Annotated in this window: 13 protein-coding genes; 6 read left to right on the forward strand and 7 right to left on the reverse strand. The window is 42.1% G+C overall.

Going from position 1 to position 20,052, the window contains the following annotated elements; translation table 11 throughout:
* Both V7L12_RS14160 and V7L12_RS14165 read left to right on the forward strand, forming a co-directional pair.
* Window positions 1–617: hypothetical protein (locus V7L12_RS14160; protein ID WP_335084944.1), on the forward strand; the 617-nt coding region annotated here is incomplete at its 5' end.
* 12 nt (window positions 618–629) lie between these two features.
* Complete coding sequence (locus V7L12_RS14165; protein WP_335084946.1) at window positions 630–1,184, forward strand: hypothetical protein; 555 nt, start codon at window positions 630–632, stop codon at window positions 1,182–1,184.
* Window positions 1,185–1,257: 73 nt separating this feature from the next.
* Here V7L12_RS14165 and glgX read toward each other — a convergent pair whose 3' ends face one another.
* Window positions 1,258–3,384: a glycogen debranching protein GlgX gene (gene glgX, locus V7L12_RS14170; RefSeq protein WP_335084948.1), complete on the reverse strand. Its 2,127-nt coding sequence runs from the start codon at window positions 3,382–3,384 to the stop codon at window positions 1,258–1,260.
* 542 nt (window positions 3,385–3,926) lie between these two features.
* On the opposite strand from glgX, the gene V7L12_RS14175 reads away from it, so the two are divergent.
* Both V7L12_RS14175 and V7L12_RS14180 read left to right on the forward strand, forming a co-directional pair.
* Complete coding sequence (locus tag V7L12_RS14175; RefSeq protein ID WP_335084950.1) at window positions 3,927–6,023, forward strand: TonB-dependent receptor plug domain-containing protein; 2,097 nt, start codon at window positions 3,927–3,929, stop codon at window positions 6,021–6,023.
* A 222-nt stretch (window positions 6,024–6,245) separates the two neighbouring features.
* Window positions 6,246–6,542 (forward strand): hypothetical protein, encoded by a 297-nt coding sequence (locus tag V7L12_RS14180; RefSeq protein ID WP_335084952.1) that lies wholly within the window; start codon window positions 6,246–6,248, stop codon window positions 6,540–6,542.
* A gap of 285 nt (window positions 6,543–6,827) precedes the next feature.
* Here V7L12_RS14180 and nifH read toward each other — a convergent pair whose 3' ends face one another.
* From nifH to rsgA, 4 genes are all read right to left on the reverse strand, one after another.
* Window positions 6,828–7,718, reverse strand: a complete 891-nt coding sequence (gene nifH / locus V7L12_RS14185; protein WP_334825644.1) for a nitrogenase iron protein — start codon at window positions 7,716–7,718, stop codon at window positions 6,828–6,830.
* Between the two features lie 1,428 nt (window positions 7,719–9,146).
* Window positions 9,147–9,335, reverse strand: coding sequence for an AraC family transcriptional regulator (locus tag V7L12_RS14190; protein WP_335084954.1), 189 nt, complete (start codon window positions 9,333–9,335; stop codon window positions 9,147–9,149).
* A gap of 9 nt (window positions 9,336–9,344) precedes the next feature.
* Window positions 9,345–9,971 (reverse strand): AraC family transcriptional regulator, encoded by a 627-nt coding sequence (locus tag V7L12_RS14195; RefSeq protein ID WP_335084956.1) that lies wholly within the window; start codon window positions 9,969–9,971, stop codon window positions 9,345–9,347.
* A 47-nt stretch (window positions 9,972–10,018) separates the two neighbouring features.
* Window positions 10,019–10,624 (reverse strand): ribosome small subunit-dependent GTPase A, encoded by a 606-nt coding sequence (gene rsgA, locus V7L12_RS14200; RefSeq protein WP_335084957.1) that lies wholly within the window; start codon window positions 10,622–10,624, stop codon window positions 10,019–10,021.
* Window positions 10,625–11,058: 434 nt separating this feature from the next.
* Between rsgA and V7L12_RS14205 the strand changes: the two genes are divergently transcribed.
* The gene (locus tag V7L12_RS14205; protein ID WP_335084959.1) at window positions 11,059–13,410 is read left to right on the forward strand and encodes a glycoside hydrolase family 31 protein; all 2,352 of its coding nucleotides are present in this window, start codon (window positions 11,059–11,061) and stop codon (window positions 13,408–13,410) included.
* 187 nt (window positions 13,411–13,597) lie between these two features.
* Window positions 13,598–18,016, forward strand: a complete 4,419-nt coding sequence (locus tag V7L12_RS14210) for a PAS domain S-box protein (RefSeq protein ID WP_335084961.1) — start codon at window positions 13,598–13,600, stop codon at window positions 18,014–18,016.
* Between the two features lie 443 nt (window positions 18,017–18,459).
* Here V7L12_RS14210 and V7L12_RS14215 read toward each other — a convergent pair whose 3' ends face one another.
* Together V7L12_RS14215 and holA are read right to left on the reverse strand one after the other, a co-directional pair.
* Window positions 18,460–18,942 (reverse strand): DUF4168 domain-containing protein, encoded by a 483-nt coding sequence (locus V7L12_RS14215; protein WP_335084963.1) that lies wholly within the window; start codon window positions 18,940–18,942, stop codon window positions 18,460–18,462.
* Between the two features lie 109 nt (window positions 18,943–19,051).
* Window positions 19,052–20,041, reverse strand: coding sequence for a DNA polymerase III subunit delta (gene holA / locus V7L12_RS14220; RefSeq protein ID WP_335084965.1), 990 nt, complete (start codon window positions 20,039–20,041; stop codon window positions 19,052–19,054).
* Window positions 20,042–20,052 lie beyond the last annotated feature (11 nt).

The raw sequence follows: 20,052 nt of genomic DNA on the forward strand, positions 1-20,052 counted from the left end.
AAGTCACTGAAAATTATCGTTTCTATATTGATGAGCAAGAAAATCATCAAAAGACACTCTATCTTTACAACGAAGAAAAAGCGAAAATATCCCAGCTAGTTCATGTTCATCAGCGAGAGATTCAAACTTGTAAACTCGAAGCTAATGAGCTAAAAGAGCAAGTCACTGAAAATTATCGTTTCTATATTGATGAGCAAGAAAATCATCAACAAACGCTCTGTCTCTACAATGAAGAAAAAGCTAGAGCAACTGAATTGCTCACAAAATATGATGCCGCCAACTCCGAACGAGAAATGTATTTGACTTTATACAATGAGGCCAAAGCAGAACTCAAACATGAGCGTCGTTCCAAAGCTAGTATTAAGGGATGGGAAACTCGCCGGAAAGCCGAGAATGAAAAACTAAAACGAGAAATTGCCCAGATGGTTGTGCTACTGCGTGACTCTTTAGCAAGTAAGGATGAAGCAGTAAATAATCTTTACGTTGTTGCAGAGCGTATGGATAGAATTCAATCTCTAGTTGATTCGGTGGAAGAAGAAACAACTAACAATCCTATAGGTTTGGTACAAAAATTTAAACGCATCTGGCTGGCAATTAAAGACATACTTTCTGAATAAACAAGCATACTTATGAGCAAAAAATCACTACCATCTACGCAAAAAAAAGGTAAAGCGAGGCTGGGAGATCAAATTCGCAGTATTGCCGATCGCCTTAAACAAGAGACTGATGTACAGATACAAGCAACTTCTCGGATTTTAGGAGCTGCTGCTCAAATTGCCGAAAATCATGACAGACTTATTAATGAAGTAGTTGATATGGTTGAGTCAGACCTTAATGCAGAGAAACAGCTATCTCAAAAGCATATTTATAGTGTTGATATTCTGAAGCAACAGTTTAAAACTTTACGGGATGCAAAGGCTCACTTTAATCTGAAAGTTACTAGTTGGGAATTACTAGTTAATAAATTAAATGCCGTATCTTGCCAAACAACCATAATACAAAATAAACCTCAATTAAATCAGGGTTTGGCAGACACTAATATGATAAATGGTGAATATAATTTTAATAATATTGAAAAATTGACAGTTTTTTTAGAACCTGATGTTGCAAAAATGTTTCCCAATTCGGAAGCTGTAAATGAAGCTCTGCGTTTTCTAATTAGAGTTACAAGTAAAAATAGTTGAAGCATTTTAGCAACTTTATAGAAAAATATATTTTTCTATAAAGTTGAATATCGGATCTTTTCTTCTCTTATTACTAACTGATAAGGCGTAACACCATCAGAGAACGATCTGTGACTGGTAAAGTTTGAGAGCCTGAAACTAATTTTCCTCTATCTAGGAAGCGAGGTTCATTAGTGTCAATTACTATCTCCCATACCTTTTCTTTAAATTCATTGGGTAAAGCAAACTCAATTAACTCATAATGAGCGTTAAAAAATAGCAGAAAACTTTCATCAATAATCCGCTCACCACGATCCCCTGGAGTAGCAATTCCCTGTCCATTAAAAAAAATCTCCATTACTTTGGCATAGCTAATAAGCCACTGCTTCTCAGTCATTTCACTGCCATCAGAATTAAACCAAGCAATATCATTAATACCTGAACCGTGAATGGGGCGACCTTGAAACCACTTACGTCGTCGGAATACTGGATGCTGATGGCGAAAATTAATCAGTTCACGTGTAAAGTCTAATAAATCTGCGTTCGCTTTATGCAAATCCCAATGCCGCCAGGAAATTTCATTGTCTTGGCAGTAGACATTATTATTTCCCTTTTGACTACAGCCAATTTCATCCCCCTCTAATAGCATTGGGACACCTTGAGATAGCATTAGGGTTGCTAAAAAGTTTCGTCGTTGCCGTTCGCGCAAAGGCATTACTTCTGTATCGTCAGTTTCGCCTTCTGCACCACAATTCCAGGATCTATTATGGCTTTCACCATCTCTACTGTCTTCCCCGTTTGCCTCGTTATGCTTTTCGTTGTAGCTGACCAAATCATTTAACGTAAAACCATCATGAGCAGTCACGAAATTAATACTTGCATTCGGGTTACGCCCGTTTGTTTGATACAGGTCAGGACTACCTGTAAAACAGTAGGCAAATTGTCCTAAACTATCATCTACACCACGCCAAAAATCTCTGACTGTATCCCGATATCTACCATTCCATTCAGACCAACGCAGTGGAAAGTTCCCGACTTGATAGCCGCCTTCTCCTAAGTCCCAAGGTTCAGCAATCAGCTTCACATCTGCCAAGATTGGATCTTGATGAATAATATCAAAGAAAGCTGATAGATTATCTACCTCATATAATTCCCGCGCCAGCGCCGAGGCCAAATCAAATCGGAAGCCATCTACATGCATTTCTATTACCCAATAGCGCAGGCTATCCATAATTAACTTCAGAACTTGAGCATGACGCACATTCAGAGAGTTACCGCAGCCTGTAAAGTCCATGTAGTGGCGAGGATCATCCTTTATCAAACGGTAATATACAGAATTATCAATACCTCGCAAAGATAGCGTTGGCCCGAAATGATTTCCTTCGCCAGTGTGGTTGTACACTACATCTAAAATCACTTCAATTCCGGCAAAATGTAGTGCCTTGACCATTTGCTTGAATTCGGTGACTTGTTCTCCCCCAGTTCCACTAGCACTGTAACTAGAATAAGGAGCAAAATAGTTGATGGAATCGTAGCCCCAGTAATTGCTTAATCCTTTTCCTTCTAAATGTCCCGGATGAGATAGAAAATGATGTACTGGCATCAACTCAACTGCTGTAATTCCTAATTGCAGTAAGTGTTGAATTGCAGCAGGATGCGCCAACCCGGCATAAGTGCCGCGCAACTCTTCTGGAATACCTGGATGTAGTTTAGTAAAACCTTTGACGTGAGTTTCATAAATAACAGTTTTATACCAAGGTGTAGCAAGGAGTTTATCGCCTTCCCAATCAAAAAATTGATCGACCACAACACACTTGGGCATTAATTTGGCATCATCTAGTTCAGAAAAAACTAAGTCTTTTTCCTCAGCGTCTAGAGAGTAGCCAAAGACAGAGGGATCGTTATTAAACTCACCGTCAATTGCCTTGGCGTAGGGGTCAATTAATAGTTTATTTGGATTAAATCGATGACCTACTTCCGGTGCCCACATCCCATGTACTCTAAACCCATACTTTTGGCCTGGGGCAACTCCTGGTAAGTAACCATGCCAAACAAAATTGTTTTTTTCTGTCAAAGGTATGCGAATTTCTTCGTCATCGTTATCAAATAAACAAAGCTCTACCCCTGTTGCATTTTCCGAAAATAAAGCAAAGTTTGTTCCTTTTCCATCCCAAGTTGCACCTAAAGGATATACATTCCCTGGCCATAAAGTTACATACATAAGTAAATCTTGAATAATTACTTTTTCGGCAAATATTATTGAGTTCGACTTTTTTGAATAATTAGTTAAAATCTAAAATTACTAATTATTCGTTAAAATCACTAACATTACAATCTAACTTCTAAATAATATTATTTGCTCTCCCATTAGTAATAAAAATCTCTATTCCTTAAGTTGGAAAAATTAATGTAGAGGGCAACAGGCTGAAGGAAAACTGCCCTATTTGCGACGCGCAGGGCGATCTGCTTCGGTAAAGCGATGCCTACAGCAGGCTGCGCCAACGCTAAAAAGTAAGGCTTGGAAACCCTCTATATTGCGTCATCTTCCCGCAAGGTACGGCTCTTTACATAGCTCCAAATCATCCGGGGTCGAATCCCCTTCTGCCTTCTTCAAATGCATTTGCTCTTAAGTTTAACACATAGTGAATTGACCAACAATCTCATCTGAACTGTGGAAATATGACAGCGTGTCTTTTGACACGATTTTACTATTACAGCAACAATGCTACGTAGTGACTGTTTTTACTTAGTGTGAAAGATAACGTGAAAAAGGATTTTTTGTTGCTAACAGTTGCTTTACCGAGTTTACTGATAGCGTCTCCTAGTTATGCTGTTGAAAGTGAAATTGAGCAGAGAAATACTAATAAATCAACCGAAGTCATTTCAGATATTCGGAGTTTGAGTGAAATTGAGCTACCCGCCACTAATGCCGAATTATTATCTCAACAATCTGTACCAATTGAAATCAATCCAGAAGAAACTCAGCCAGAAACAGAGCAAACTCCGAGTGATGATGCAGACATTACTATAGAAACGATCGCAGAACCAGACAACCTACCCCAATCTACTCCAACTTACGTCATTGATAAAGAAGAAATTCAAAAGCAGGGCGCTACCAGTTTAGCCGATATTTTGAAAAGAATGCCTGGTTTTGCAATCAATGATGTCGGTCATGGTGCAGATACTCACACAGGTACATACTATCGGGGAGCTTCAATTAATCAGTCTGTATTTCTAATTAATGGCAGACCAATTAACAATAATGTCAACACTTATCATGGTGGAACTGATTTAAATAGTATTCCTGTAGAGGAGATTGAACGAGTAGAATTATATAGCGGTACAGCCTCCGCTTTATATGGTTCCTCAGCCTTTGGGGGAGTTGTGAATATTATTACCAAAGAAGGTTATGGCAAACCTAAATTGAGCGCTAGTGCAGAATTTGGCTCATTGAATTTAAATAATCAACAAGTGAGCTATGGTGGTTCATCTGATAAGGTCAAGTACAACTTTAGCTTTGAAAGATTCTTTACAGATAACCGTTACCCAGTTCCTATCGGTGCAGCAAATCGTGATGAAAATGGATTTTTATCAAATGCAGATACAGCAACAAGTACATACTTTGGTAGCATTGGACTAGATTTAGATCAAAAAAATTATTTGAATTTAGATGTTACTAAACTCAGCAGTCGTCGCGGCTTAATTTATTTTGGATTTCCTCTCCAACAAGATAGATTAGACCACGATGGTTTAAACCTTGGCTTATCTTGGAAAACTCGGTTAGGTAATGGCGAAAGCTCCAATCTTACAACTTCAATTGGTTATAACCAAGATTATTTCAGCACTTATGGGCCTACAGGAGCATTTTACCGTACAGGAGCTTTAGATACCCAACAACTCACAGCCAGGGTAGATCATGAGTGGAAAGTTACTGCCAATAATAAATTGCGCTGGGGATTAGATTTGAAAAACACCGATTTAACCGGTGATGTTTTGAGTACAAATCCTAGTAGGATTGCCAATAACGAAACTGAAGATAAGAGTTTGTTCAATGCAGCTTTATTCGCTGTCAATACTTGGAATATTAGCGATAAATTTCTGATAGATTTAGGACTAAGGCAAAGCTTTGACAGCCAATTTGGAAATTATCTCAACCCGAGTGTTGGGTTACGTTATGCTGTCACACCAATGCTAGCAGTGCGTGGAAGTTGGGCAGGGGGACAACGCAATCCTGGGTTAGATCAGTTGTATATTTATGATACAGTTCATGGTTGGGAACCTAATCCTGATTTAAGCCCAGAAATTGGCTCAACTTGGACTGCGGGAGTGGATGTTAATTTTTCGGAAAATCTGATTGGACAGTTTACTTACTTTGGTAGTAGTATAGGCGATCGCTTGGGAGTCATCGCCGGAAAATGGGCAAACATTGGATTAGTAGATACCAATGGTTTAGAGGCTGCATTGCAATTAAAAATTGCGGCTGGCTGGTCAACTTTTCTCAACTATACTTATACAGATTCCCAAATAAAAACAGGGACAGAGAAAGGTTTACAATTAGGTTTGATTCCCTATTCTGTACTGCAAACTGGTGTGGGTTATCAAAATTCAGGTTGGCAAGCTAACTTGTATGTTACCTACAATAGTGGCGCTCGCAGATCCATCTTCGCTAACCCTACTGACAAGCCCACAGATTTTGCACCGTCTTTTGTGAATTTAGATTTGAGCGGGCGTATACCTCTAACTAGCAATTTAGGACTGACAGTTTACTTAGAAAATCTACTCGGTGAGCAATATGAGCGAGTTAATCGCATATATAGCCCTGGATTTACTTTTCGTGTTGGTTTAAGCGCCAATTTTTAGGTATTCAATGTAGAGATTTTATCATTGCAAAGTCTCTACATTCTTATGTCTTTGCAGATGATTTGGAAAACCTCACTTTCTGATAAATGTAGAATATTAGGTTTCACAGCATTTTTTTTGTAAAGGCGACGCACTGCCGTAGAACATAGTGCGTTAAGCTAAAGCCATAATGACCCTACTTAAAATTTACTTTTAATCTAAAATCTAAAATCTAAAATTGCTATGATAGCCAGAATTGAAAATAAAATACTTTTTATCCACCACGAAGATTTGCCAGAGTTTAAGAAGGGTGGTTCGGTGGTGAGAAACTCTTATTTTTGGGCACTACGTTCAATAGCTGGTCAAGCTTCACGTTATCGTGATTGGGAATACGAACCGGAGGTTTGGCTAGCGCTTTCACGAATGCTTTTATCGTTTGCTGAATCTGGATATTTGGGTATTAGAGAAACTTTACTAGAGTTTCCCTTATCTCAAGGAGAAATTCCTAATTTGCTGCGAGATGTTTCCACATGGGAGTAGGGATGTATAGCTATCATTGTTGTTAACAAACCCTGTATAAGCTTCTGGTTGAAAATGATTAAGATTAGAGATATCAAGCGATTGCCAGAAACATTCATATCTTCTAATTTGTAACCACCGCTTTGGAAATCTCGAAATATATCTTCTACATAGACACGTAGCGGCTTCTTGCAGAGTATGAGCGATCGCTATATATTCCTATTAAGGATTCAAACAAAGAAATGCAAAGATTGGGAAAAAGGTGGGCTGCTGCCCACCCTAAACCATTATTTACTTAGCAATACTTTAAACAGGTGCTTCAGTAGCAGTCTTGCCTACTAGCATTGCAGCATTTTCCTCGCTTTCCAAGATACCGAATTCAATCAACAAGTCTTCTAACTCTTCCATCTCGATAGGTGTGGGGACAGTCAGACTCTTGTTGTTGATGATCTTTGTACCTAATGTCCGATATTCATTAGCTTGGTTGCTGTCAGGTGCATACTCGTTAACAGTCATGCGGCGCAATTCTGCGTGTTGCACAATGTTGTCACGAGGTACGTAGTGAATCATTTGGGTGTTCAAACGTTTTGCCAGGGTTTCGATTAGGTCGATTTCCCGGTCAACGTTACGGCTGTTACAAATCAAACCACCCAAGCGCACACCGCCAGTGTGAGCATATTTGAGAACACCACGAGCGATGTTGTTAGCTGCATACATCGCCATCATTTCACCAGAGGTAACGATGTAGATTTCTTGTGCCTTACCTTCACGGATAGGCATAGCGAAACCACCGCACACAACGTCACCCAAAACGTCGTAACTTACAAAGTCAACATCTTTGTAAGCACCGTTTTCTTCTAAGAAGTTGATAGCGGTGATAATACCACGACCAGCGCAACCCACACCAGGTTCAGGGCCGCCAGACTCCACACAACGTACATCCCGGAAACCGGTGAGCATTACTTCTTCGAGTTCAATATCTTCTACAGCGCCTCGTTCAGCAGCCAATTGAAGAACGCTTGTTTGAGCTTTACTGTGTAGCATCAAACGGGTAGAGTCAGCTTTGGGGTCGCAACCGACAATCAGGACGCGCTGACCCATTTCAGCCATTGCTGCTAGGGTGTTTTGAGAAGTGGTAGATTTACCAATACCGCCTTTACCATAGAAAGCTATTTGTCTAATCTTTGGGTCAGTCATGGTTGTGTTTCCTACAATGATTTAATTGATGGTTCGTAAGCTTGATGTGAAATATTCACCCTTGGCGCTGTAGGGAAGTAGAGCCTGTTGGCGTAGATGCCTAGCGACTTGTCGCTAGGCATCGCACCCTGGCAAAAACAGTTAAAATCAGAACATATTTACCCAGGAAGCGATGGCTTAAGAGATAGAGAAATCTAATCTCCTAATAACGAAGCCTTTGAAACTATGACTTCAGCATTATCAGTTGTTGTAACGAATCCCAAATGGTTGCTCAAGCCTCAAGAGTGGTTGCAGCAGGAATTCAAATGAACGCAGATTTGTTCCCTGAACCACACAACCAACCAAATTGCAATCCACTCTTAAATGGTCGCTACAACTTTTCTGATTTTGCTGATGTCAAGTAACCAAGAAAATCTATAGCGCTTCTCGTTTCGTGATTGATGCAGCAGGATAAATTCCAGCCTAAAAGTGGTAGCTACCAGTGCAGTAATATAATACCTACACAGGCAACATTTGATACTCTGGCTTAGATAATATCTTAATAACTTTTGACAGTATGGTTAAATTCCTCGAAATTATGGAACTACACCATTCTGCTTGAAGTTTTCGTTGCAAAAGTCAGTAACTGCTTCAACTTAGTTCGCGGTTGAAAATGTTTACCCCCGCAAGACGAAGTTAGTAAATATTCTGTATTTCTATTGAATTGTCAGGCTGTACTAAGAGTCTTTCTTCCCAAACTCCAAGAGTAATTGTTTTTGGCGGGTAATGCTCTAGCTAGGTTAGCCAACTCTTATTGGCTCATACCCAGATAAATTTTGATTGACTTCAAGTTGTTACAAAGGCTACTATCCTACTCAATCTAGTTTTAGATTTTCGTTAAAAAAAGATGTAGCTAATTGAAGGGGACTTACCAGAGCAAAAAAACTTTCTTGAGCTTGCCTCAAACTTGTCTTGAAGTCTTTTCGTGTTTTCACTTGTTTGATTCCTATAAAAACCATAACATACATCTCACTAATTAATTTGCCGAATCTCAAATTATTGATCTATTTAATAAAACATTATCCTTATAACCTTTACTAGTCATAACTTACACCCTCACTGGTTGCTAGTTAATAAAATTATTTCTCATAACCAATATGTGCAGTTAGATACTTTTGGATATTTGATAAAAGTATTTAAAACTAATGTTTGATAAAGAAAATAGAATTTCTTATTTTTGCAGTAAAAAATGTTAGAAATAAAGTAGATTAAATAACTCACAAAATTTCACACAGTAATAAGTAGAAAAGCTTATACCAAAACCGGACTTTCTTCTACAAAACGCTCAAACACTTGACCTAGAAACATTCTAGCTGTTCCCTATCTAACAACTATATTTTTTCAACTAACTATAATTTCAGGGAAATTACAAGACCTTGAAAGGGCCGATCATATTGAACTAGCAGTCTCCCTAGCAGCTTCTCGCAACCGCTCCACATCGCGCATCGGTGGGGCACCAAAGAGCCGCTTGTACTCTCGGTTGAAGTGCGAGGCATCATCGTACCCTACTCGATAGGCAGCACTGGTAGCATCAAGGTTTTCCCCCAGCATCAGACGGCGAGCCTCCTGGAGCCGCAATTGCTTCTGTCACTGCAAGGGACTCATTGCAGTGACAGACTTGAAGTGATGGTGAAAGCCCGAAACACTCATTCCCAGCTCTCGTGCGATACTTTCAATCTTGATCGGCTCGTTAAAGTCTTTACGAAGTCGCTCGACGGCTCTGGCGATGTGGTAAGTATAGCCACCCAGAACTGCAATATGACAGAGCCGATTACCTTGCTCTCCCATCAGGAGCCGATAAATAATTTCCCGCTTAATCAGTGGTGCGAGAACATGAGCTTCAGCAGGGGAATCTAGAAGCCTGACGAGCCGCACCACAGCGTCCAACAGATGTGCATTCAACGGACTTACGTCAATCGCTTTCACATCAGCACGGCTGCGCGATGAGGGATACCCTGCCTCGACCATCACTGAGCCAACGAGGGTGGGGTCAAGATCGAGGCGAAGGCTAAAGTACGGTTGTGCCTTTGACGCTTCCAGAATTTGGCTGACAATCGGCAGTTCGACCGTAGTAAGCAGATAATGCATTGGGTCTTCTGGGTAGCGATCGCTACCCAGAAGAACTTCTTTACTGCCCTGAGCGATCGCACAAAAGGCAGGGATAGAGACACTATGACAGGATTCCGAAGGCGAGGAGGAGCGGTTGAAGTGCAATCCTTTGTGCGGCTCAATCGTCCCATCATGACGAATAGCCTGTGCAACTAGCGCTTATGATGATTTCGCATAGATTTATGAATCTTCTTCCATCTTTCTTTCTCAGCTAATTGCGCCCTCTGGTCTTGTTTGCGGGTCAGGTAGTCGAGTTCTTTTTGTAACTTTTGGTAGCTAAGAAACCTGGAATAATCAAGTTCTCCCTCAGCCAAAGCCTGCTGCACGACACAACCGGGTTCATTATTATGCTGACAATTGCGGAAATGGCATTCTTGCGCCAAGGTTTCGATGTCTGTAAAAGTTTCTTGCAAACCTTCATCACCTGCCCAAATTTGGATTTCCCGCATTCCTGGAGTATCAATAATTAATCCGCCAGTAGAGAGCAAAATCAATTCACGATGAGTTGTCGTGTGTCTACCTCGGTCATCACCTTGCCGTACTGCTTGTACAACTTGGACAGATGCACCTTGCAGTTGGTTGGTGATGGTGGATTTACCAACACCAGAAGACCCCAACAAAGCAACTGTCTGTCCTGGTTGCAAGTAAGGTTTTAAGGCATCCAAACCTTGATGATTGGTGGCACTTAAAACTGCAATTGGTACACCCAAAGCAACTGCTTCTACTTGGGTTAAATACTCTTCTAGAGAATTGCACAAAAGAGGAAGACACTTCTACGCAGGGCAACTCCCCGCACCAGAATGTCTGTGAATTCTAGTTTTCATTCCTGTAGGAAAGAGGACTGAACAGAATCTCTGCGCCTTGTGTTCTTTGAGTTGGGATGGTCAAAGTAACCCGGACTGCTAGCAACTCAGTCATAGTTCGTCCTCCTTGTGTACTACAGTAAATAATCTCCATTACTACATTAGCCTATTCCAGAAAATTCGTTTAAATTATCTGATTTGAACCCTGATGTAGAGAGACGATTTATCGCGTCTTGCAAGACCAATGCACAAGTTTGCACATTACAAAAATAATCTTGGTAAAAAATATCTGCTGATCTTTCACCAACCTCTAGCGAAAGAAAGAGTTTGAGGCTGAGTATCTCTGTAATCATGAATGCGGACAAGTATTTATCTGCTAAATAACTGATATGCCGCAATATTTCGGAAAACTACCCACCACGAACCAAGCTTGGACAACTGTTAGCAATGTAAAAGCTGTAAGCTGGGAAAATAATATTGTTAATTTTGACTGTGGCGACTCACGCCTAACCATCAGCGTACTTACTCCGAATTTAATCCGCGTGCGTTTCGCACCAACTGGGGAATTTATGCCTCGCCGCTCTTGGGCAGTTACGCTGGATGATGCAGAATGGGCGACAACACCTTTTGCAGTCCGGGAAACTGAAGCAACGGTCGAAATTGAAACAGCACAGATTCGTGTGTGCGTCCAGCGAGAAAAATGTCGCATCGCCTATTTTGACAAAGCTAATCGCCCCTTTGCTCAAGATGCAGAGATGGGGATAGGTTGGCGGATGGGTGCAGTTGCAGGCTGGAAGGAAATTGCAGCCGACGAACATTTCTATGGCTTTGGTGAACGTACAGGCTTTCTGGATAAACTCAGCGAAGTAAAAACTAACTGGACAACGGATGCCTTAGATTATGATTCACTCACTGATGAAATGTACCAAGCAATTCCATTTTTTATGGCTTTGCGTCCGCAGGTAAGCTATGGCATCTTTTTCAATACCACTTTTTGGAGTCAGTTCGATATCGGTGCTGAACAACCAGGTATTTGGAAGATGGAAACTCGTGGCGGTGAATTGGATTATTACATTATCTACGGCCCCGAACCAGCCCAAATCCTGGAGACTTATACTCAGCTAACTGGGAGAATGCCATTACCGCCGAAATGGGCGCTAGGTTATCATCAATGTCGCTGGAGTTACGAATCAGAAACCGTTGTGCGGGAACTAGCAAAGGAATTTCGTCAACGCCGCATTCCCTGTGATGTTATTCACTTGGATATTGACTATATGCAGGGCTATCGAGTGTTTACTTGGAGTCCTCAACGCTTTGCCAACGCGGCAAAACTCATTAGTGATTTAGCAGAGGATGGTTTCAAAACAGTCACAATTATCGATCCTGGGGTGAAGTATGAACCAGAAGGTAATTATCACGTTTTTGACCAAGGCATAGAAAACGACTATTTTGTGCGTAAAGCTGATGGTACGTTGTTCCACGGCTACGTTTGGCCTGAGAAAGCTGTTTTTCCTGATTTTTTACGTCCTGATGTGAGTAACTGGTGGGCTGATTTACACAAAAGCCTAACTGATATTGGTGTGGCAGGAATTTGGAATGATATGAATGAACCTGCCATAAACGATCGCCCTTTCGGGGATGATGGTGAAAAGATTTGGTTTCCTCTAGATGCACCGCAGGGGAGCAGAGGGGCAGAGGAGAATTTACCTACGTCCATTCATATAGAAGTGCATAACTTGTATGGGTTGATGATGGCTAAAGCTTGCTATGAAGGGTTACGACGGCATCGAAGTTCAGAGCGATCTTTTGTGTTAACGCGATCGGGTTATGCTGGTGTGCAACGCTGGTCTTCTGTGTGGATGGGAGATAACCAATCGTTGTGGGAGCATTTAGAAATGTCTCTGCCGATGCTTTGTAACATGGGACTTTCGGGTGTGGGGTTTGTGGGTTGCGATATTGGCGGGTTTGCTGGTAACGCCACAGCTGAATTATTCGCTCGGTGGATGCAAGTAGGAATGCTTTACCCATTGATGCGCGGTCACTCGGCAATGTCTACTGCTCGTCATGAACCTTGGGTATTTGGTGATCGCGTTGAAAATATCTGTCGAGAATACATTAATCTCCGTTACCAACTACTTCCCTACATTTATAGTCTTTTCTGGGAAGCGACAACAACAGGCGCGCCGATTTTAAGACCATTATTGTACCATTTCCCTAACGATCCGCAAACCTATAGCCTCTACGATCAAGTATTGCTAGGTGCATCGCTGATGGCTGCACCAATTTACCGCCCTGGAGTTGAGCATCGATCTGTCTACTTACCCGCTGGCACTTGGTATGATTGGTGGAGTGGCGATCGCTATGAAGGCCCGATTCACATTCTTGCTCATGCACCATTGGAAAAAATGCCACTGTATGTTCGTAGCGGTGCGATCGTTCCTATGCAACCTGTCAGCCAATACGTTGATCAAGCCCCACTCAACGAGATCCGCTTACGGATTTGGCCTGGTAATAACGAATATCAGCTATTTGAAGATGATGGACAGACAAGCAAGTATCAAGATAATAACTTCTCAATAACTAACATCCGTGTATTTACCCAGGTAAGCCAAACAGTAGTGGAAATTGAAGCAAGAATTGGAGAGTGGACACCTGCACTGCGAGAAGTGATTGTAGAACTTGTAGGTGTTGGAGAGCAACGGTTTCAAGATGATGGTAAGCGTCATACTCTGCAATTTTGAAATACTCGCAAAGGTGGTTTTTTGAACCACCATTATTTCCTACTTTAAATTGTGCAAGAAAAAATATGCATAGAGGTAGATGAAAACCAAGTCAAGGGGTAACATACAATACAAAGGACATAAATGGTTAAACCGTAAGAAATACGTAAGTTTACTACGCTAGATAGATGCGGTTAGAGAACACTCAATGTTAAATATTAACCGCTTGCGGCTGCAAGATAGATTTAAAATCTCTACAAATGCACTTGTGGCAAGAGTCGCAAGTGCGATCGCTGTTTTTGTTGGCAGCTTGGTATTAGTTGGCTGGTGTCTTGGCATTGAAGTTCTTAAGCGCGGCTTCCCTGGTAGTCCTGCCACAATGAAAGTCAACACAGCGTTATGTTTTGTGCTGTGTGGTGTGTCGCTGTGGCTATTTTTAGAAGGAGAGCAGGGGAGCAGGGGAGCAGGGGGAAACAATTCAAAATTCAAAATTCAAAATGACGCTCTCTACGAGACGCTGCGCGAACGCGGACTCGCTAACCCTGCGCTAACAAAATTATTTACCCATTTCCCTACTCTTCTAATCTCTCAGGTCTGTGCAATAGCTGTCATCACAATTGCAGCGCTTACCCTCTGTCAATATCTGTTCGGCTGGAATCTCGGCATTGATGAGCTGGTGTTCCGTGATTCGCAAACTAGTATAGCGACATCGCATCCGGGGCGAATGGGGGTGAACACAGCACTGAACTTTATACTGGTTAGTGTCGCTCTACAGATTCTGATTCATCCAAAAACCCACCGCAGTTATTGGTATGCCCAGATTATCGTTCTGATTGCTACTTTAATTTCCTTTCAAGCGCTAATGGGCTATGCCTACAAAGTGAAAGTTCTCTACGGACTTGCCCCTTATACAACATCAATGGCATTACACACAGCGGTGTTGTTCCTCTTACTAAGTATGGGTATTCTGTGGGTGCGGGCAGAACATGGCTTAATGAGGATAGTTACAAGTGATAGTTACGGCGGCTTACTTGCACGTCGTTTATTAATTGCCGCGATCGCAGTACCTTTTATATTGGGGTGGGTAATCGTTGAAGGTCAACGGGCAGGACAATACGATCCGGCATTTGCAGTATCGGTGTTTGCGATCGTTCTGATTGTAATTTTTACTGTTTTGATTTGGCAAAGTGCCAGGGTTATTGAACGCCTCAGCTATCAACGCGACCTTGCCCAAGAAGCACTGAGAACCTACGAAGCTAAACTAGGAAGTTTTGTAGATGCTAACGTCATCGGCATTCTGTTTGGCGATGTGTATGGCGGTATCCAGCAGGCAAACGACGAATTTCTGAGGATGATTGGTTACACGCAGGAGGATTTGTCAGTAGGTAAGTTAAGTTGGAGCAATATCACACCACCAGAGTATCTATACTTGGATGAGCGAGGTGTTGCCGAAGCCCAAGGAAATACCAACGCTGCTTGTACGCCCTACGAGAAAGAATATATTCGCAAGGATGGTAGCCGCATCCCGGTTTTAATTGGTTACGTCCTGCTAGGAGAAAACCGGGAAGAGTCAGTAGCCTTTATCCTTGATTTGAGCGAACGCAAACAAGCAGAGGCAGAGCAACAAAAATTAGTGTCGGTAGTAGAAAATAGCTCTGATTTTATCGGCATCGCCACCCTTGAAGGTCAATTACTCTACATAAATGATGCAGGTCAAAAGCTGGTAGGTCTTGCCAACCTTGATGAAGTGAGGCAAAAAGCAGTATTAGATTACTTCATGCCCAAAGACAAAACCTATTTTCAAGAATATATACTGCCGACTGTGCTATTAGAAGGGCGCTGGCAGGGAGAATTCTGCTTCCGGCATCTTCAAACAGGTCAACCGATACCAGTTGATTACAATATCTTCACTGTTACAGACAAGAAGACAGGTGAGCCAATTGCCTTAGCAACTGTGACTCGCGACATCAGCGAGCAAAAACAAGCCAAGGAACAAATCCTACAACTAAACAAGGATCTACAGCGCCGCATTACTGAGTTACAAACTCTGTTGGAGGTAATTCCCATTGGAATTGGCATTGCCGAAGATCGAGAATGCCAAAATATCAAGGTCAACCCTGCTTTTGCCAAGCAGCTGGGAATATCCTCAGACACAAATGCCTCCCTCAACGCTCCCTTGGAGGAAAAATCGACAAGCTTTAAAATCTACCGAGAAGGAAGGGAACTCTCAGCAGAGGAACTCCCAATGCAATACTCTGCAACTCATGGTGTTGAAGTTCTAGATAGTGAACTCGATGTAAGACATGAAAATGGAAAAATTGTCAACCTGTTGGAGTACGTTGCACCCTTGTTTGACGAAGAGGGTAAAACCAGAGGAAGCGTTGGTGCATTTTTAGATATTACGGAGCGCAAACAGGCACAGGAAGGACTCCTAAATCAGCAAAAATGGCTAGAGGATGTGCTAAATCTGATGCCAAGACCGTTGCTGTTTATCGAACCAGGAACGGCGCGGGTAACTTTTGCCAATCGCTCTGCTAACGAATTAGCTGGGGGCGAATTTCCCAAAGGTGTACCAGCCGCAGAGTATCACACAGTCTACCAATATACAGATGCAGCTGGCGATCGCATCCCCAATGAACTTATGCCAGGGGTGCGGGTTGCCCGTGGCGAACGCCTGAATGGATTGGAGGTGGACTGGCACACTCCCACTGGTGTGCGCTCTCTACTAGTATTTGCTGATACCTTGCCAGCAATGCACGGTCATCCGGCTACCTGTATCTTAGTGTTCCAAGAAATCAGCAACCTCAAACAGGCAGAAAAAGCACTCTCGTTAGGTTACAAAAGGCTAAAGCTACTATTTGACACAGCCAACGATTTACTATCGAGTCAGGAACCAGTACTACTAATCGATAGCGTCTACCGAAAACTAAGAGAGCAAATTGGTTTAGATATTTACTTTAACTATTTGGTTGAGGATAACTCTCAGGTAATGCGGTTGAGGTCTTACAGTGGTATTTCCCAGGAAATAGCAAAGGAAATTGAATGTTTGGCATTTGGTGAAGGGGTTTGTGGTAGTGTAGCGCTCTCACGCCATCCTATAGCTGTAGAGAATGTGCAGCAATCAACTGAAGAAAAAACAGAATTGATTCGCTCTTTAAGCATTACTGCTTATTATGCATACCCATTGATCGCCCAAGGACGGCTATTGGGTACTCTTTCTTTTGGCAGCCGCACTCTGTTAAGCTTCACCGACAATCAAAAAGGGATGATGCAAGCAGTATGTGACCAAATAGCGATCGCAATGGAACGGGCTAGTTTAATTGCTTCTTTGCAACAACAAACTGAGCAGTTGCAAGAGGCCAACCGGATGAAGGATGAGTTTCTAGGAATATTATCCCACGAATTGCGATCGCCTCTCAATGCCATCCTTGGCTGGGCGCAATTACTGCAACGAAGCAAGCTCAGTGAAACCCAAATGGCTAGGGCTACGGAGACAATTGAGCGCAACGCCAAAGCGCAAACCCAGCTAATTGAAGACTTGCTGGATATATCGCGGATGAGTAGAGGCAAGTTACGCCTCGATGTCCGTACTTGTAATTTGGTTCCCATAATTGAGTCAGCCATCAAGACTGTTAGTTTAGCCGCCCAATCCAAGGAAATCGATTTGAGATTTTCTCTGATTCCCTCAAAAGAAACGCGAAATTCAGATTGGGGATTAGGAATTAATCACGAAAATCTCGAATTTCCAAAAGCACAATCCCAAACCAATCAACATTCAGAGGACAGCAAGCTGGGTGAAAATTCTCAATATTTAGTTTCCGGGGATTTTGAGCGCTTGCAACAAATTATCTGGAATCTGCTATCCAATGCCATCAAATTCACACCCGTTGGAGGAAGGGTAGAGGTGCAATTGTCAGTAGTCAATGGACAAAAAAAACAACAGACAACGGATAAATATGCCCAAATTCAAGTGATTGATACAGGCATTGGTATCAGTCCTGATTTTCTTGCTTACGTTTTCGATCGCTTTCGTCAAGCTGATAGTTCTAGCACTAGAATCTATGGTGGATTAGGACTAGGATTAGCGATCGTCCGTCATTTAGTAGAATTACATGGCGGTACTATCCACGCAGATAGCCCAGGTAAAGAACAAGGAGCGACGTTTACAGTCAAACTACCACTTCTCAAGAGTGCCCACCTCCATCCTTTTGCCCCTCTGCCCCCCTCTGCCCCTCTGCCCCTCTCCCTGCTTGGTGTGCGCGTACTGGTTGTAGATGACCAAGCCGATACCCGTGAATTTATCACCACAGTCCTCGAACAGTGCCAAGCCGAAGTTACAGCTGTAGCATCAGTTCCAGAAGCATTGCAGTTAATTATACAGTGGAAACCAGATGCTTTAGTCAGCGACATCGGTATGCTCCAGGAAGATGGTTACTCTTTGATCCGTAAAGTGCGATCGCAACCACCAGAACTAGGGGGAAATATTCCAGCCGCAGCTTTGATAGCTGATACTAGGGCAGAGGATCGGATGCGAGCTATACAAGAGGGTTATCAACTGCATTTACCTAAACCTATTGAAGCAGATGAGTTAGCTACAGTAGTCGCCAGACTTGTTGGACGGACTTAGAAATGGAGCATTGGGGAATATGAATTAAATTCTGCCCAATGCCTCATTCGCTTTTTTTCTAATATCAAAATTTATAAATAGCAGTCTTAAATCATTTATGAAAATATATATCAATCCGCTTGGGTTAAGGGTTATTGGTGTAGATACTTGGTCTTTCAAGACGCGATTTATCGCGTCTCTACATCTGGGTTTTGGGCTGATCTGAACTGTATTGAATGATATATCTTTTTCTTACCTTTGCGCCCTTCTCTACAACACACTGCGCGTACCTCTACAGGAAAGCAAGCTAGACATAGTGTCTCCTAGAGAAGGCGGTTCGTTTCCTTTTCTATATTTTTCATGAATTAGATAGGACTGCTGTAATGTCAGAATAATTGAGTTATGATTACCATAGTAATTAGCCACTTCCTTACTACGTGCTTTGATTGAAGTAGCCCTTCTACTTACCGAGACTCAGGAGGTTGTTGCAAGCGTAATAGGGTATTGTAAACCTGCGTTTTTAAGATGGTATTATTTTGTAGTTCTATAGTAATTTTGTTGAACTGTTCAAATTTCAAACCATTATCTTCGACAATTTTTTGAGCGTGGTTACAGTAGTTCACTGCAATATCTTGAGCCTTCTTTGGAAGACCATTTATGCTATTAGAATCGTTGCAGACAATATTGGGAATTTCTCCATCGCCAATAAGTTTTTTAATTTCTTCAAAGGCATTTTGACGGGCTGGCTCCATTGCTAGCACGGCTTGAGCGTAACTGTTGATTTCAGTATTGTTAACTATTGGTGGTGGAGTTTGAGCGTCAGCTTTGGAACTTAATAAAAAAGCGTTGGAAATCACACTCACAGTAGCGATCGCGCCGAAAAATAACGATCGCAAAAGGGTTCGCTTTCGGCTAGTTCGAGAAAATAAATCGGAAATTTTCTTCATATAGTGTGTGACACAAAACTACATCAGGGATATTATAAGAACTTTGAATTATTTTCGGAGTTGGAAGTTCCAGGAACTGCTCAATACATCAGGCTTTTATATTTGATTGTCAATTTCCTCGGCATACTTGGCAAAGTTCGATTACTTTAGTCTGGAGTGTTGACATTTCTGATGCTCCTTGCTTGAGGCTAACTTCTAACTCCAGCAGTAGGGGTAAGCAAGAGATTAACTGTTGCACAGAAAGCAGCTTGATTTCTTGCTGTAAGAAGTAAATCCGTTTGGGATTACCGATATCAGCGGCAATAGCTATCGCTTGTTGATTCCGTTCCCCACTTTCTATCATAATCTTTACCCACAGCCAGGTGCGAAATTGTCCAATCAGCGTCGCAACTATCCGTAATCCTGGCTCGGAAGCATTGCTCAAATCTGCCAAGGTTGTCAAAGCTTTAGCTGTATCTCCTGTTCTGATTGCTGCTGCTAATTGTAAGCTATTTTGAGTAGTATTTCTTACTAACTTCGTAACAGTATCTATGTCTAAAGGCTTATTGCTACCTTGGACATATAACCGTAATTTCTCTAGCTCATTGTAGAGAAGCCGTGTATCATTGCCAACAGATTCTGCCAACAGATGGGAAGTATTGGCAGTCAGTTTCACGCCCACAGTCTGGGCTGCTTGATTAACAGATTGCACCAGTAATTCTGTTTTCCAAGGGGGAATGAGGGGAAATTCTCGGAATTCGGTAGCAAACTGTTTTAATAATTTCGTGGATTTGAGGCGTTCATCTGGCTTATTACGGCTGGTGAGCAATAAAAATGAGTTTTCGGGAATGACTCTTAGCGATCGCCCCAATTCTGCCAACACATTCTCTGGACAGTGCTGACACAGAGTAGTGTTTATCAGCCATACCAAGCGCCCACCAGCGCCAAAAGTAGGCGTCATCACCTGATTTAACCCCTGGATAGCAGCATCAGCTTGATCTGGCGAGAATGCAGTGTAATTAAAACTTGTCCATTGGGGATCGAGGACGCGATCGCGCAAAACAGCGATCGCTTTTTCTATCGCAAAATCATCTTCACCCCAGTAAACATAGATTGGCATAGATAAACCTT

The organism is Nostoc sp., from assembly GCF_036918245.1.
Lineage (GTDB): Bacteria > Cyanobacteriota > Cyanobacteriia > Cyanobacteriales > Nostocaceae > Nostoc.

Excerpts from the sequence above, each read along its gene's own strand:
- V7L12_RS14165 (WP_335084946.1), top strand. The coding sequence starts at position 630 with ATGAGCAAAAAATCACTACCATCTACGCAAAAAAAAGGTAAAGCGAGG.
- glgX (WP_335084948.1), bottom strand. The coding sequence starts at position 3,384 with ATGTATGTAACTTTATGGCCAGGGAATGTATATCCTTTAGGTGCAACT.
- V7L12_RS14180 (WP_335084952.1), top strand. The coding sequence starts at position 6,246 with ATGATAGCCAGAATTGAAAATAAAATACTTTTTATCCACCACGAAGAT.
- nifH (WP_334825644.1), bottom strand. The coding sequence starts at position 7,718 with ATGACTGACCCAAAGATTAGACAAATAGCTTTCTATGGTAAAGGCGGT.
- V7L12_RS14205 (WP_335084959.1), top strand. The coding sequence starts at position 11,059 with ATGCCGCAATATTTCGGAAAACTACCCACCACGAACCAAGCTTGGACA.
- V7L12_RS14210 (WP_335084961.1), top strand. The coding sequence starts at position 13,598 with ATGTTAAATATTAACCGCTTGCGGCTGCAAGATAGATTTAAAATCTCT.
- V7L12_RS14215 (WP_335084963.1), bottom strand. The coding sequence starts at position 18,942 with ATGAAGAAAATTTCCGATTTATTTTCTCGAACTAGCCGAAAGCGAACC.
- holA (WP_335084965.1), bottom strand. The coding sequence starts at position 20,041 with ATGCCAATCTATGTTTACTGGGGTGAAGATGATTTTGCGATAGAAAAA.